Origin of the sequence: Paenalcaligenes sp. Me52 (assembly GCF_050487965.1) — a bacterium.
Classification (GTDB): domain Bacteria; phylum Pseudomonadota; class Gammaproteobacteria; order Burkholderiales; family Burkholderiaceae_B; genus Paenalcaligenes.
Genome location: NZ_JBKQFO010000002.1, coordinates 262,303 through 277,700 on the forward strand (window position 1 = coordinate 262,303; position 15,398 = coordinate 277,700).

Genomic DNA, 15,398 nt, shown 5'->3' on the forward strand with positions numbered 1-15,398 from the left:
GAGACCACAAGGAGACTTATTATGCTGAAACTCTGTAAAAAACTACTGTACTGCTCAGGCTTGGCACTTTCACTAAGCAGCGCCCATGTTGCTCATGCCGCCCCCACCGAATTAACCGTATCTGTCTGGCTGCCGCCTACCCACTCGTTGGTGGCAGGCTTTATCGTGCCGTGGTTAGCCGAAATAGAAGAACAAACTGAAGGCCGCATCAAGCCTCGTCTACTCCCCAAACCAGTCACCAACCCTGCAGGCCACTACGATGCCGCACGTAACGGCTTGGTGGACATCACCTTTATCTCGCACGCTTACTACCCAGGCCGTTTTGAGTTAACCAAACTGGCTTCGTTACCCTTAACCGGTGATCACGGCGAAGCCCGCTCTGTAGCCGCATGGCGTATTTATGATCAGTACCTTAAAGACGCTGGCGAACACCGTGGCGTCAAATTGTTAAGCATGTATGGTCACGGCCCAGGTTTGGTTATGACCAGCAATAAACCCGTTCGTACGATTGAAGATTTTGATGGTCTGAAAGTACGCGTAGGTGGCGGTATGGCTGCCGACGTTGCACAAGCCCTAAATATCAATCCTGTGGTCAAACCTGCCCCAGACTCTTACGAATTATTAAGTACGGGCGTAGTAGACGGACTGTTCTTCCCCGGCGAATCCTTAGCCGCCTTCAAACTGGATGAGGTGGTACGCCACATCACGCGCTTTCCTGGTGGCCTCTATGGTGACTCTCATGGGTTAATCATGAATCAACGTGCCTACGATAATCTAGACCCACAAGACCGTGAAATTCTAGACAGACTAAGTGGTGAATACGCAGCACGCATGGCTGGTGCAGCATGGGGTGGAGCCGATGCAGGATCACTGAAAGCCGGTCAAGAAAAAGGGGTAGAAATCATCGACGCTGACGAAGCGCTGGTCGCCGCTGTACGCGAGCGCACACAACGCTTTGAACAAGCCTGGTTGGATGCCGCAGCGGCCAAGAACATTGATGGCCCAGCAGTACTTGCCGAGTTCCGCGAGCAACTACAACAGCTGGATGCGGAAATAGACAATCGTCCTTAATCCCTGCCCTCAATCAGGAAATCATGATGAATGCTCTGCTTCGTTCCGTGCTATGCGTCATGCGGCGCATCGCCGAAGTGACACTCTTTCTGATGATGTGCCTCACCATGCTGGACGTGGCGGGACGCTATTTCTTCAACTTTCCAGTACTGGGCTCGGTAGAACTTACCGAGCTACTCATGGTGGGCGTGATCTTTTCGGGGATTGCCTTGTCATCCGCTGCTAAAGGTCACATCACGGTGGACTTGGTCGCCATGGCGCTGCATGGTCGTACACGCTGGTTACAGCGAGTACTGGGCGACCTCATTTCCTTCGGCATCATTGCATTACTCGCTGTAGTGAGTTGGGGCAAAGCCGCTGAAATTGCAGATTACGGCGATAAAACCGCCGTATTACTGCTGCCCATCGCCCCCGTAGCCTACTTTATGGCCATTATGCTAAGCGTCACGACGCTGTACCACCTGCTGCAACTACTGCACACCATTTTCAAAGAGGCTAACCATGACTGAAGCGCTGTTAGGCTTTGCCGCCATGCTCGCCCTCATCATGCTGCAAGTACCCGTGGCATTTGCCATGGCTCTAGTAGGTTTAGTGGGAACAGCACTGATACGAAACTGGGATTCTGCCTATGCTATGGCGGGTTCCATGGTGTATGAAAGCGGGTTTCAATACACCTTATCTGTGTTGCCGCTGTTCATTTTGATGGGCAACTTCATCACTCAAGCCAGACTGTCCAAAGAGCTGTATAACGCCGCACACGCCTTCTTAGGACACCGACGCGGTGGATTGTCGCTATCTACTATTTTGGCCTGTGGTGGGTTTAGCGCTGTTTGTGGCTCTAGCCTAGCAACGGCGGCCACCATGTCCAAAGTGGCCTACCCAGAAATGCGCCGTTTTGGTTACGACCCTGCTCTGGCTACAGGCTCTATTGCGGCTGGTGGTACGTTAGGGATCTTGTTGCCGCCTTCTATTGTGATGGTGGTTTATTGCATTTTGACCGAACAAAGCATTGGCAAAATGTTTGCCGCAGGCCTAATTCCCGGTGCCTTGGCTATCTTGCTGTATTTGCTTGCATCGGCATGGGTAACATGGCGCAACCCTAATGCAGGCCCGGCTGCGGGTGAGCGCCAAGGATGGGCAGTACGCTGGCAAGCCATCAAACAAGTATGGGGCTTACTGGTACTGTTTGGCATTGTGATGGGTGGCATTTATGGCGGTATCTTCACCTCTACCGAAGCCGCTGGTATTGGCGCTTTCGGAGCCATGCTGTTCTCATTACTACGCGGCACCTTAACATGGCGCAGCCTGTCCGAAGTATTAATAGAATCCACCCAAACCACTGGTATGTTGTTTATGGTGATTATTGGCGCATTGCTATTCGCCAATTTCATCAACTTCACCTCATTGCCTGACGACCTAAAAGCTATGGTCATGCAGTTTGACCTTAGCCCTTACACCGTCATTATTCTGATCAGCCTACTTTATATTGTGCTGGGTGCTGTACTGGAAAGCATGTCCATGATTTTGCTGACCGTACCGGTGTTCTACCCTCTGGTGCAGTATCTGGGTTTTGATCTAATTTGGTTCGGCATTATCGTGGTGGTGGTCACAGAAATCAGCTTTATCACCCCCCCTTTCGGGATGAACGTAATCGTCTTACGCAGCCTATTACCTGAGGTTCCGTTAGCGACCATGTACCGTGGTGTGATGCCGTTTGTGTTTGCTGACATCATCCGCTTGGCAATCTTGATTGCCTTCCCTGTACTGTCGCTGTACCTACCTCGCTATTTAGGCTAACTGCTTGTTGGAGCCCTTATGAGTATGACTTCTCCCCGCGTTGCCGTTTGTGCTCGCGTTTTTCCTGAATCACTGGCCAAACTGGAAGCCGCTGGTTTTACCGTATATGCCCATCAAGCAGACAACGCTTTGCAAGGTGAACAACTGGTAGCCTGGGCACAAGATGCTGAAGCATTGCTCATTTCAGCCAGCAGCCGTATTGATGCCACCATGTTGGACCAACTCCCCAACCTGAAAGTCATCGCCAACATAGGTGTAGGCTATAACAACATTGATGTAGCCGCAGCCACAGCCCGTGGCATTCCCGTCAGCAACACCCCCGACGTATTAACAGAAACCACCGCCGATCTCGCGTGGGCATTGATGTTTGCCGCTGCCCGACGCATCAGCGAATCCGAACGCTGGCTGCGTGACGGGCAATGGAAATCCATGGCCTTAGATGGCTGGTTAGGTATGGATATACACGGCAGCACATTGGGCATTATTGGTATGGGCCGTATAGGTGGTGCCGTAGCACGCCGTGCGATGGGTTTTGGTATGCGTGTGCTGTATCACAACCGCACAGCCTTACCCGCTGAAGAAACACCAGGCGTGACTTGGGTAGAAAAAGACACCCTGCTGAAAGAAGCAGATCACGTGATTTTGGTTGTGCCTTACTCCCCAGCCACCCATCACCTGATCGGTGCCAACGAGTTGGCGTTGATGAAACCTACTGCTGTGTTGGTCAACATTGCCCGTGGTGGCGTGGTAGACGATGTGGCCTTAGCCCATGCACTGCAAAGCGGCAAACTCGGTGCTGCAGGTGTGGATGTGTTTGAAAACGAACCCAACATTGCCAAAGAACTGCTAGCCGCCCCCAATGCCGTACTGACACCCCACATAGGTAGCGCCACCAAACGTACTCGTTTGGGCATGGTGGATTTGGCTGTGGATAACTTATTGGACTGGCAGGCAGGCAAAACACTGCGTAATTCGGTTAACGGTTAAATAGCACGCAGGGGGGATAACTCCCCCTGTTTGTATTGCCGCAGCCCTCCCTAACATGGGCAATGAATGCGACTTTCATGGTTTAACTGGTGAAGTGTGATTTGCATGCCTAGAGTGTAAAACCCACGGATCAATCACTGTCTGCCGTAGCCTTGCGGCTGCGAAAGTATTTTTTAATTTGTACACCAAATAAAAAAACACTTCCCTCCGCCTTTCCTTCATCGCTTGCAACGAGCGTCAGATAGATCGCAACTGAAGGTGTGCGTATTTCTGCAGTAAAGAACAGTGCAGCCAAAGAAAGGGCGGTAAACCTCTTCACATTCAGAACACCCGGGGGACGGAGAGGAAACTTTTTTGATTTGGTGTCTCAAATCACAAAAAGTATTCCTGCAGTTCCCAGCGTGTGCGATGGATACTGCATCACCATATTTATGACTGATAGCCTTGGCTTGAAGCGGTTCCTCCCTCATCAACTACCGCGAGATTGCAGATAGATGGCAACTGAAGGTGTGCGATGAATGCAGTCGTCAGACAGCAACCTCTCTGGGCCTAAAGAGAATACCTATCACCACGTGCGCACCTTCTACACAAAACACAAACCCACAAGTTTTTAATCCAGATCAAAGTTTGTTATCACGCTAGCACCTATGCTCTAAACCACTATATATAGTTTCAAAAATACTTTTAAACACAATATGTAGATGGAGAGCCTTATGACACTGCTACCCGGTCACGCGCTGGATGATGGCCATCACCCCTCACTAGCCCCTGTTGTAGAGGTAGGCAACACCATGGAGGAATACCTGCACAGGCGTGACTGGCGTATCAATGCCAACGCCAACCAAGGGTACTCTTTGGGCGGACTAATCCTAAACGTCGCAGGCAAGGTAGTCGCCAATTATTGGCTAAGCCATATTTACCCACCTGAAGTAGGCCTAGCACACCGCAACGCCGATCTGCATATACACGACTTGGATGTGTTCTCTGGATATTGTGCAGGCTGGTCACTGCGCACCTTGCTGCATGAAGGGCTAAACGGTGTGCCAGGAAAAGTAGAGTCTGCACCACCCAAACACTTATCCAGTGCAGTGGGCCAAATCGTCAACTTCTTGGGTACCTTGCAAAACGAATGGGCAGGCGCTCAAGCCTTTAGCTCTTTCGATACCTACATGGCACCGTTCATACGCAAAGATAATTTGCCTTATGACGAGGTGAAGCAGTGTATGCAAGAGCTGATTTACAACCTCAACGTGCCATCGCGTTGGGGTACGCAAACCCCTTTCACTAATCTCACGTTTGATTGGGTATGCCCTGAAGACTTGCAAGAGCAAACGCCAGTGATTGGTGGTGTAGAAATGCCCTTTAGTTATGGCGATCTACAAGCTGAAATGGACATGATTAACCGCGCTTACATGGAGATCATGACCCAAGGTGATGCCAAAGGCCGCGTGTTTACTTTCCCCATCCCCACTTACAACATCACCAAAGACTTTGATTGGCACAGCGAAAATGCCGATCGCCTGTTTGCCATGACAGCACGTTACGGGCTGCCTTACTTTCAGAACTTCCTCAACTCCGATCTAGAGCCCAATATGGTGCGCTCTATGTGCTGCCGTTTGCAGTTGGACCTGCGCGAGCTGCTAAAACGCGGCAATGGACTATTTGGCTCAGCAGAGCAAACGGGCTCAGTAGGTGTGGTCACCATTAACTGCGCCCGTTTAGGGTACGTATATGCAGGGGATGAGCAGGCTCTTTTCAACCGTTTAGATGCACTGTTAGAACTGGGTAAAACCAGCTTGGAAATCAAACGTCAGGTCATACAGCAGCATATGGATGACGGACTATTCCCTTACACCAAACGCTATTTGGGTACGTTGCGTAATCACTTTTCCACCTTGGGTGTGAACGGTATTAACGAAATGATCCGTAATTTCACCCTAGATAAGCACGATATCACCACCCCATGGGGGCACGACTTTGCGCTGCGTTTGTTAGATCACGTGCGGGAACGCATGGTGGCATTCCAAGAAGAAACTGGTCACCTCTATAACCTAGAAGCCACGCCCGCAGAAGGTACTACGTACCGTTTCGCCAAAGAAGATAGAAAACTCTATAGCGACATACTACAAGCCGGCACCGAAGACATGCCTTACTACACCAACTCATCGCAATTACCTGTTGGTTTTAGTGATGATCCCTTTGAAGCTTTGCTGCACCAAGACAACTTGCAATGTAAGTACACCGGCGGCACCGTGCTGCACCTGTATATGAACGAAGCGGTTTCGTCGGTGGATGCCTGCCGCACGCTGGTTAAACGTAGTTTGGAAAACTTCCGCCTGCCTTACATCACCATCACCCCTACTTTTTCCATTTGCCCTAAGCATGGCTACCTGTCTGGGCGACATGAGTTCTGCCCCAAATGCGATGACGAGCTGCTGGCCCGTCACGCCACCACTCACCATTAAGCTATTGGAGTACTAACGATGACTACTACCCAACATCCTGTTTTGCGTAATGAAGAACGACAAGCGTGCGAAGTGTGGACACGTGTCATGGGCTATCACCGCCCTGTGTCCTCCTTCAATATTGGCAAACAAGGGGAGTTTCACGAGCGCCTGCACTTCGCAGAACACCCGCAACACAACACTGACTCTCTACGCAAACGGGCCTAACCACCATGACAACTGCCACGGTCACGCCTTGGCCCATACGCCCTGGGCGCAAGATAAAAATCGGTGGTCTGACACCCTTTAGTGCAGCCGATTATCCAGGCCAACTGGCCGCCGTCATCTTTATCCAAGGCTGCCCGTGGCGCTGTCATTATTGTCATAACCCGCACTTACTAGAGCGTACTGCCAAAAGCCCCGTAGATTGGGATGAGGTCCTAGCATGGCTGGATACACGGCATGGGTTGTTAGATGCGGTGGTCTTTAGCGGTGGCGAAGCTCTGTTAGATCCCGTCTTACCAGTAGCGATGGCACAAGTGCGTAAACGTGGTTTCAAAATAGGCTTACACACTGGCGGTGCATACCCTGATGCGTTGCAAGGTGTGTTGCCCTTGGTGGATTGGGTAGGCTTGGACATCAAAACCCGTTTTGCTGATTATCCTGCCATCACCAAACTGCCACGCAGCGGTGAACCCGCTAAACGCAGCTTGGAAATCTTGCTAAAAAGTGGGGTCAGTTACGAGTGCCGCACCACCATACATGCCAGTTTGCATAGTGATGAACAACTGTGTGAGATGGCGGATGAACTGGCATCGCTAGGCGTGTCCACCCTGAGTTTGCAGCGTTTCCGTAGTGAGGGCTGTAGCAATCATGCGCTGAACAATGTCAGTTATGCACACTTTCCAGCCCCCAACACGCTAGAACATTTATCAGGGCTATTTGCGAACTTTAGCGTACGTTAAGGCTTGGCGGGTTCTGTCCACGGGCAATAACAGCCCACAGCCAAGAAGCCCGCCCGCTGGTTCACGGTTTCACCTGCGACCAATCTATCTAATATGGGCTCTACAAAACTATTGGCTGACGTACACACCATACCCAAGCTATATGGCCCGGCATACACTAAGCGCCCAGACGCATCCCAAATACCAACCGCAGGACTAGCCGGAATGTGTTCCATACCAGGGATGTAATCCAACGCTTTAAGCTTGCCTTGCAGGAAAGTCGGTAATTCACCTGTAGAGCCAGGTTTTTGTACGCTATAGAAATCAATATTGGCGCGCTTATACATGCTAATCAAATAGCTAAGGTGCGCACCGGTTTCTCTATTACAGTACGTGCACTCTGGGTCCCAAAAGTGCACCATGCGGATGCGGCCCGTTGCTCCGGCTAACTCTATAGGTAGTTGCAGTGACGTATCTTCAAACACAATAGCTTGCTCGGGGTAAGCACTTAAGCCACTTATCCCAAAATAACGCCACAATGCGGCCCCCATGCCAAACAAAATCAGCATGCAGACGCTCACAAATATACGTAGCGCATTACGGCGCACAAAGCTTGGGCGCTCAACCGTAGACGATGGCGTTGTTTTCATTCTGATTCCAACCCACTACTTACGGCTGCTGCCCAAATTTACGTACGTATTGCTTAGTCATTTCTTGGCATGACTTCGCCAACTCCTGTTGCGCAATCAGAGAACGACTGGGATCTACGCTACGCTCACGGCATTTCAGTATGGCTTGCTGCTCAGCTGCCTGCACTGCTGGAGTTTGCGGTCTAGACATGACGTACGCCAAAATAGCGAGCATCAGAATAATAAAAACCCCACTTCCAGCCATAATGATGTGAAAGTGCAAACGCGAACGTCTTGGCCCTTGGCCTTGCTGAGACGACATACTTCATCCATTTTTAAACCCTACATGGGCTTTATTTTACTGCATACAAGACATTCTTGTATGTATTTACAAAAAACATGTAGGGCAAAAATGACTACACGATAGCAGCAATTCGCTGTGGTTTATCAGCAGATAGCAAAATATCTGCCAATTTCTCTAGGGCTACTTGCAAGCGAGCATGATCTGGAGCCCCACCCAACGCAATACGTATAGCCCCCGGAGACGACTCATAGGGACAGAACACATCGGAACTGGTAACACCCAAGCCTTGCTCTTGCGCCGTTTGTATCAACCTATACTGATCCAACTTCGGTGACAGCTCTAACCACAAGTGCAAACCGTAAGGATGAGCAATGGGTTTGCCCGGCAAGATACTGGCAGCAATTTTCTGCCGCTGGCCAGCATCTTGGCGTATTTGGCGCATCCATTCTTGTGCTGCCCCTTCTTGTATCCAGTGCGTGACACTAGACACCATGGTTTGCGCAGGCATTAGGCTCAATGAACGCAATGCATCCAAAATAGGCTCTATGGGTTCTGAGGGCGGCACCACCAAGTAAGCCGTGCGCAACCCCGGCGCCAAACACTTAGACAAGGTAGAGACATAAAACACCGGAGGCCCCGATGTAGACGACAGCCCCAGCGCCGCAATAGGTGGCGCAGCATCGCCTGCCAACAACCAATAGGGGTCATCTTCGATCACTGCCACGTCATGGCGCATGATCACTTTATAAATAGCTTCACGCCGCGATTGCGGCATAGTCGCAGTAGTGGGGTTATGAATAGTAGGTACTAGATACAGTAAGGAAGGCTTGTTTTCTCTGCATACTTTTTCTAGTTCGTCAGGCAACATACCATCTGCATCCGCAGGCACCGTAACCACTCTACGCTGCAATACGCGTATAGCGGCCAAGAAGCCGGGATGCGTCAAACTATCTACCACCACCACATCATTAGGCTGGGTACGCGCCAATAGCAACGCGCTCAGAGCGGCTTGAGCCCCTGAGCAAATCACAATGCGATCACCATCCACGTTATTCAGCATAGGTTTTAGCCATGCTGCCGCTGCTTGGCGATCTTGGCTGAGGCCAGCCCCAATGCGATAACTCATAAAATCTGCATTAGACATCAGCTTTTGCACATGGCTCATGGCTGACAACATCATGCGACTAAACAACGCACTTCCCAATAAAGGAGGCGTGTTCATGCTGAGGTCCACAGTCCCGTGATCCTCAGCGCTCGTACAGGAAATATAGGAGCCCCCTGCTCCGTATGCATCCATTAAACCGGCCGCGCGTACCTCTGCATACGCACGTGTAACCGTTGTAAGATCGACACCCATCGCTTGCGCCAGCTCTCGCTGAGGCGGCAAACGGTCCCCTGGGCGCAACACGCCATCATGTACCGCATTGATGATTTGGTTGGAAATCTGTTGATAAAGGGATCCTTCTCCGTCTTGGAAAGGCCTGACCCAAGAGGAGTTTGGTTTTTTTAATTTGCGGATTGTGGTTGGAACTTCCATAACGGAAACTCACCTCCTCTATACAAAACCCCATAAAATTACCATACAATAGCGAACTTGCATGGAACATTCTTTACACTTGTATGGTGCTGACTCTTCTTCTTACATAGCCATCATACCAAGAGTAAGTGCAACGTCCCTGTTGTTGCGTCAATACACGCTCATCTTCTTGGAAAAACCATTACACAAGGTCTAGGCATGATGAAAACTTGCTGGAACCGTGCCCGTTATGCACTCATGGCTTTTATGCTTTTGGGTCTTAGCGGATGCGACTGGGTGCTGTTCAACTCTAAAGGAGCTGTAGGCATTGCCCAACGCGATCTGATTATTATTTGCGTCGCGCTTATGCTTATTGTGGTGATTCCCGCCATCGTCATGTCAATTGTCTTTGCATGGCGCTACCGGGCATCTAATCAGAAAGCTAAATACACACCAAACTGGACTCACTCCACAAAAATTGAAGTTGTGGTTTGGGGGGTTCCCTTGATCATTGTTTGCATTCTTGCATTCATTGTGTGGAAATCCACCCACGAATTGGATCCTTACAAGCCTCTAGAGTCGACAGTAGAACCACTAAACGTGGAAGTCATTGCTACCGACTGGAAATGGGTCTTTGTTTACCCTGACCAAGGCATTGCCACTGTTAACCAGTTGAAGTTCCCTGCGAATCGCCCCTTGGCCTTTAGCATTACTTCTAACTCCACCATGAATACTTTCTTCATCCCTCAATTGGGTGGTCAGATTTATGCCATGGCTGGTATGCGCACACAGTTGCACCTGATTGCTGACGAGACTGGCGAATTCCGCGGTATGTCCGGCAACTACAGTGGCCTGGGTTTCTCGCAAATGCACTTCATGGCAACCGCTTTGACGGATGTCGAGTTTGATGCATGGGTAGATGAAGTACGTGAGTCCGACAAAACACTGGATATGACTAGTTTTGAGCAATTAGCTCAACCTACACGTCATTACTACCCTATTACTTACTTCGGCTCAGTTGAACCTCAACTGTTCAAGAAGGTAATCGACCAGTTCATTGGTGTAGGTGCTAACACCACACCGGCACCGGCACTTGATGCCGAGCCATCCCAAACAACGAAGGAGTGAAGGTCATGTTTGGAAAACTGACATGGGACGCCATACCGACGCACGACCCTATCGTCGTGGTGACCCTGATCGGTATCGTGTTGGGCGGAGCTGCCCTACTTGGTGCGATCACCTATTTTAAGAAATGGGGCGTACTCTGGCGTGATTGGTTTACCTCTGTAGACCACAAACGCATCGGTATTATGTATATCGTCGTTGCTATCGTGATGCTGATTCGTGGCTTCGCCGATGCACTGATGATGCGCGCACAGTTAGCTGCTGCCGGCCCTGGTAGCGAAGGCTTCCTGCCCCCAGAACACTACGACCAGATCTTTACCGCCCACGGCGTAATCATGATCTTCTTCGTCGCCACACCATTTGTTGTGGGTCTGATGAACGTAGTAGTGCCTCTGCAGATCGGCGCTCGAGACATGGCTTACCCATTCTTGAACGCGTTCAGCTTCTGGATTTTCGTAGTCGGCGCTGTGCTGGTTATGTTGTCCTTGGGTGTAGGTGAGTTTGCTCAAACCGGTTGGGTAGCGTATCCGCCATTGTCTGGGATTGAATACAGTCCTGGAGTGGGGGTGGATTACTACATATGGGCCTTACAGGCATCCGGTCTAGGTACACTGCTGACCGGGGTTAACCTGTTTGTGACTATCCTGAAAATGCGTGCACCAGGCATGAGCCTGATGAAAATGCCCGTATTTACATGGACCTCTTTTGTTACTTGCGCGATTATTATTGCTGCGTTCCCAATCCTGACCGTAGCTCTGGGCGCTCTGACACTAGACCGTTACTTAGACTTCAACTTCTACACCAACACATTGGGTGGTAACCCAATGATGTACGTAAACTTGGTGTGGGCATGGGGTCACCCTGAAGTGTATATTTTGGTGCTGCCAGCTTTCGGTATCTTCTCCGAAGTGACAGCTACCTTTGCACGCAAAAAACTGTTCGGCTACAAATCCATGGTAGGCGCGACCATCGCTATTGGTCTGCTGTCCTTCGTAGTGTGGCTGCACCACTTCTTTACCATGGGTTCCGGCGCCAGCGTCAATGCCTTCTTCGGCATTATGACCATGATTATTGCCGTCCCAACAGGTGTGAAGATCTTTACATGGCTGTTCACGATGTACCGTGGCCGCGTAGAGTTCTCCGTACCAATGATGTGGACTATCGCTTTCTTGGTGACATTCACCATCGGCGGTATGACAGGCGTGTTGTTGGCTATTCCTGGTGCTGACTTTGTTCTGCACAACAGCTTGTTCCTGATCGCTCACTTCCACAACACCATTATTGGTGGTGCGCTGTTTGGTTACTTTGCTGGTTTCTACTTCTGGTTCCCGAAAATGTTCGGCTTCAAGCTCAATGAGCGTCTGGGTCGTTACTCCTTCTGGTGCTGGGTCATCGGCTTCTACTTGGCGTTTATGCCGCTGTACATGCTGGGCTTCATGGGCATGACACGTAGGCTGAACCAATACGACAACCCTGCATGGCAGCCGTACCTGTACGTAGCCTTCGTAGGTGCTCTGTTCGTGTTGGCAGGTATTGGTTTCATGCTGCTGCAGTTGTACGTCAGCTTCCGCGACCGCAACAAAAACCTGGACGTTACTGGCGACCCATGGGATGCCCGTACATTGGAGTGGGCAACCTCTTCTCCTCCAGCGTTCTACAACTTCGCAGTTACCCCTGTGGTTGATGATCTGGATGCGTTCCACGTAGCTAAAGAGCGTGGTTTACCACCGCCTCCTAAGCATTACGAACCTATCCATATGCCACGCAACACCGGCGTACCGCTGATTGTTAACGGGTTCCTGCTGTTGATGTGTTTCGCACTGATCTGGCACATTTGGTGGTTGGCTGCAGGCAGTTTTGCGGCAACTATCATCACCTTCATCGTGCGTTCTTACAACGATGATGTGGACTACTACGTCCAGCCTGATGAAATTGAACGTATAGAGACCGCGCATCATCAAGCTGCGCTTGCACAGAAAGGTTGATAGCAACATGTCGACTATGACTCAACAATCCGCTCATTCGGCTGCTCACGGCGACCACGCCCACGCAGACGATCACTCACACGACCAGGGCTCCACAAAAGTCCTGGGCATGTGGATATACCTCATGTCCGACCTCGTACTGTTTGGTACGTTGTTCGCTTCTTTTGCGGTATTAAGCAATGCGTTTGCTGGTGGCCCCACCAGCAAAGAACTGGTCTCTTTGCCTTTTGTACTGGTTGAGACCTTCGTTCTGCTGTTCTCCAGTATTACGTACGGCTTTGTCATGCTGGCAGTACATCGCCAAGACAAAGCAGCCGCACTACGCTGGTTATGCGTAACTTTTGTATTGGGTGCTACCTTTATTGGCATGGAGCTCTACGAGTTCCAGCACCTGATTGCTGAAGGCGCTGGCCCTACCCGTAGCGCGTACTGGAGTGCCTTCTTCACCTTGGTTGGCACACACGGTATTCACGTTACTGCCGGTTTGATCTGGATGGCTGTGGTTATCCATCAACTGACTACACGCGGCCTGACACCTACCAACATCACACGCCTGTCGTGCCTGAGCATTTTCTGGCACTTCCTGGATCTGGTTTGGATCTGCGTGTTCACCGTCGTGTACCTGTTTGGAGCTCTTTAACATGTCACATTCCTCCACAAGCCGCGCAGGAGAAAGCCACGGCAGCGCCAAGTCGTACGGCATTGGGTTTGTTCTGTGCGTGATTCTGACTGTTATTCCTTTTGCTTTGGTGATGAACCCTGTTCTCAGCAAACCAGCCACTATGTTGATCGTAGTTGCCTTTGCCGTGATTCAGGTAATCGTTCAGTTAGTGTTTTTCTTGCACATGAACCGTTCGTCCGAAAACGGCTGGAATTTGGCCAGTTTCGTGTTCACCTTAGTTATTTTGTTCATCGTTATTGCATTGTCGATCTGGATCATCTGGAGCATGCATTACCACATGATGATCAACGGATAAGTTCAGCTCTGAACTGTTAGTCCGTTCGCTCTTCGCACCCGGCCGGCTTTACGGCTGGCCGGATGCTTCCTGCTACTGGAGCGCACTATGAATCATGCGACCCTCACCGCCGTCACTGCTTCACGTTGGTCCCAATTTTGGGTACTGACCAAGCCTAAGGTGGTACAACTCATTGCTTTCTGCGCCTTCATCGGAATGATGCTGGCACTTCCCCATTGGCCAGACCGCGCCGAATGGGTACGAATTCTGCTGTCTTGCTTTGGCATTTGGCTGGTAGCGTCGGCTGCCGCCGTTGTGAATTGCTTCGTAGAAAAATCCATTGATGCCCGCATGAAGCGTACAGCGTGGCGTCCTACTGCTCGTGGCGAGCTCTCTGATCGCCAGGCACTGCTGTTCACTGCCATTTTGTGTTCGCTGGGCTGCTTTATTCTGGTGACATATGCCAATATGCTCACGATGTGGCTGACTCTAGCAACCTTTGTTGGCTATTCCATTATCTACACCATTATTCTGAAGCCCCTGACATCCCAAAACATTGTGATTGGTGGTGCATCAGGTGCTATGCCTCCACTGCTGGGCTGGGCAGCCATACGCGGTGAAGTGCATATGGAAGCCATCATTCTGTTCTTGATTATCTTCGTCTGGACCCCACCGCACTTCTGGGCTCTAGCGATGTATAGAGTTGAGGATTACAAGCGCTCTGGCCTGCCTATGCTGCCTGTTACACACGGCATGGACTACACCGCGCGCCACATATTTCTCTACACCATTGCGCTGTTTATCACGACGTTACTGCCCGTTTTCTATGGCATGAGCTCGTGGCTATACCTGATCACTGCCATTGTGCTGAGCGGCATATTTTGTGCCTACGGGTATGCGCTGTACAAAAACTACTCCGACGATTTGGCAAAAAGAACCTTCCGTTGGTCTCTCTGGCACCTTAGTGGCATTTTCCTTGCCCTATTGCTAGATCATTACTTGCTATAAAAGTTGTTCGTTATGCCTTGGATTCGTACCCTACTGCTGTGTTTACCTCTGTTGTGGCTTAGCGCTTGCTCGGACGACAAGCCCTCCTTCCATGCCATGGATTTCAGTCAAGTAGAGTACGCCCAAGACTGGAACATGCCTGACGATACAGGCCGCTACACCAGCGTAGCCAATTACGCTGGCAAAGTTGTCTATGTATTTTTCGGTTTTGCCCATTGCCCTGACGTCTGCCCCACCACCATGGTGGAAATGGCAGAAGTAAAAGAAAAACTGGGCGAAGACTTCGACAAGCTGCAAATACTGTTTGTGACCGTAGACCCCGAGCGAGACACGCCCGAAGTCATGCGCGCTTACCTGGACAGTTTTGATCCTAGCGCCCAAGCCCTGATTGGCAGCCCGGAAGAAGTAGAGAAAATGGCTAGTGACTTCAAAGTGTTTTACCAACGCGTACCCGGCCCTACCCCAGACAGCTACACCATGGACCACTCAGCAGGTGCCTACGTGTACGATCCTAAAGGTAAATTACGCCTGTATATCAACTACGGTACGCCTGTGGATAACATTGTTGATGACATACAGCAATTGATAGACGGGAAGTAGAAAATTCGCAGTCTATACACTGCGTCAACTAC

The 15,398-nt window shown here is 50.6% G+C and carries 15 protein-coding genes and 1 pseudogene; 12 read left to right on the plus strand and 4 right to left on the minus strand.

From position 1 onward, the window contains the following. The first annotated feature begins 21 nt into the window (after nt 1-21). Genes ACLO87_RS12460 through ACLO87_RS12475 form a run of 4 tightly spaced genes read left to right on the plus strand, consistent with a single transcriptional unit; the run spans nt 22 to nt 3,855 of the window. Entirely contained in the window at nt 22-1,071 is a 1,050-nt protein-coding gene (locus ACLO87_RS12460; protein WP_135862257.1) for a TRAP transporter substrate-binding protein, read from the plus strand. Nucleotides 1,072-1,097: 26 nt separating this feature from the next. After that, entirely contained in the window at nt 1,098-1,580 is a 483-nt protein-coding gene (locus ACLO87_RS12465; protein WP_430223868.1) for a TRAP transporter small permease, read from the plus strand. Continuing rightward, complete coding sequence (locus tag ACLO87_RS12470) at nt 1,573-2,868, plus strand: TRAP transporter large permease (protein ID WP_135862254.1); 1,296 nt, start codon at nt 1,573-1,575, stop codon at nt 2,866-2,868. The genes ACLO87_RS12465 and ACLO87_RS12470 overlap by 8 nt, the downstream gene beginning before the upstream one ends. Nucleotides 2,869-2,886: 18 nt before the next feature. Next, a complete protein-coding gene (locus ACLO87_RS12475; RefSeq protein WP_430223870.1) occupies nt 2,887-3,855 on the plus strand; it encodes a 2-hydroxyacid dehydrogenase in 969 nt (322 codons plus the stop codon). Between the two features lie 130 nt (nt 3,856-3,985). Here ACLO87_RS12475 and ACLO87_RS12480 read toward each other — a convergent pair whose 3' ends face one another. Then, a complete protein-coding gene (locus ACLO87_RS12480; protein WP_430223871.1) occupies nt 3,986-4,174 on the minus strand; it encodes a hypothetical protein in 189 nt (62 codons plus the stop codon). 394 nt (nt 4,175-4,568) lie between these two features. On the opposite strand from ACLO87_RS12480, the pseudogene ACLO87_RS12485 reads away from it, so the two are divergent. Beyond that, a pseudogene (locus tag ACLO87_RS12485) lies at nt 4,569-6,485 on the plus strand (ribonucleoside triphosphate reductase); the annotation flags it as partial. Between the two features lie 47 nt (nt 6,486-6,532). Beyond that, a complete protein-coding gene (locus ACLO87_RS12490) occupies nt 6,533-7,264 on the plus strand; it encodes an anaerobic ribonucleoside-triphosphate reductase activating protein (protein ID WP_430223872.1) in 732 nt (243 codons plus the stop codon). Here ACLO87_RS12490 and ACLO87_RS12495 read toward each other — a convergent pair. From ACLO87_RS12495 to ACLO87_RS12505, 3 genes are all read right to left on the minus strand, one after another. Next, entirely contained in the window at nt 7,261-7,893 is a 633-nt protein-coding gene (locus tag ACLO87_RS12495; RefSeq protein WP_430223873.1) for a DUF6436 domain-containing protein, read from the minus strand. The two genes, ACLO87_RS12490 and ACLO87_RS12495, sit on opposite strands and share 4 nt — an antisense overlap. Nucleotides 7,894-7,912: 19 nt before the next feature. Next, nucleotides 7,913-8,194 (minus strand): hypothetical protein, encoded by a 282-nt coding sequence (locus tag ACLO87_RS12500; RefSeq protein WP_135866581.1) that lies wholly within the window; start codon nt 8,192-8,194, stop codon nt 7,913-7,915. Nucleotides 8,195-8,288: 94 nt separating this feature from the next. Beyond that, the gene (locus ACLO87_RS12505; RefSeq protein WP_430223874.1) at nt 8,289-9,713 is read right to left on the minus strand and encodes an aminotransferase-like domain-containing protein; all 1,425 of its coding nucleotides are present in this window, start codon (nt 9,711-9,713) and stop codon (nt 8,289-8,291) included. 198 nt (nt 9,714-9,911) lie between these two features. On the opposite strand from ACLO87_RS12505, the gene cyoA reads away from it, so the two are divergent. The 6 genes from cyoA to ACLO87_RS12535 all read left to right on the plus strand — a co-directional run bounded on the left by cyoA (nt 9,912) and on the right by ACLO87_RS12535 (nt 15,366). Beyond that, a complete protein-coding gene (gene cyoA / locus ACLO87_RS12510; protein WP_430223875.1) occupies nt 9,912-10,820 on the plus strand; it encodes a ubiquinol oxidase subunit II in 909 nt (302 codons plus the stop codon). Between the two features lie 5 nt (nt 10,821-10,825). Further along, nucleotides 10,826-12,802 (plus strand): cytochrome o ubiquinol oxidase subunit I, encoded by a 1,977-nt coding sequence (cyoB, locus tag ACLO87_RS12515; protein ID WP_135865761.1) that lies wholly within the window; start codon nt 10,826-10,828, stop codon nt 12,800-12,802. Between the two features lie 7 nt (nt 12,803-12,809). Continuing rightward, a complete protein-coding gene (cyoC, locus tag ACLO87_RS12520; RefSeq protein ID WP_430223876.1) occupies nt 12,810-13,442 on the plus strand; it encodes a cytochrome o ubiquinol oxidase subunit III in 633 nt (210 codons plus the stop codon). Nucleotide 13,443: 1 nt separating this feature from the next. Then, nucleotides 13,444-13,779: a cytochrome o ubiquinol oxidase subunit IV gene (gene cyoD / locus ACLO87_RS12525; protein ID WP_135865763.1), complete on the plus strand. Its 336-nt coding sequence runs from the start codon at nt 13,444-13,446 to the stop codon at nt 13,777-13,779. A gap of 87 nt (nt 13,780-13,866) precedes the next feature. After that, on the plus strand, nt 13,867-14,766 hold the full coding sequence (gene cyoE / locus ACLO87_RS12530; RefSeq protein WP_135865765.1) for a heme o synthase: 900 nt from the start codon (nt 13,867-13,869) through the stop codon (nt 14,764-14,766). 12 nt (nt 14,767-14,778) lie between these two features. Then, a complete protein-coding gene (locus ACLO87_RS12535; protein ID WP_135865767.1) occupies nt 14,779-15,366 on the plus strand; it encodes an SCO family protein in 588 nt (195 codons plus the stop codon). Nucleotides 15,367-15,398: the final 32 nt, after the last annotated feature.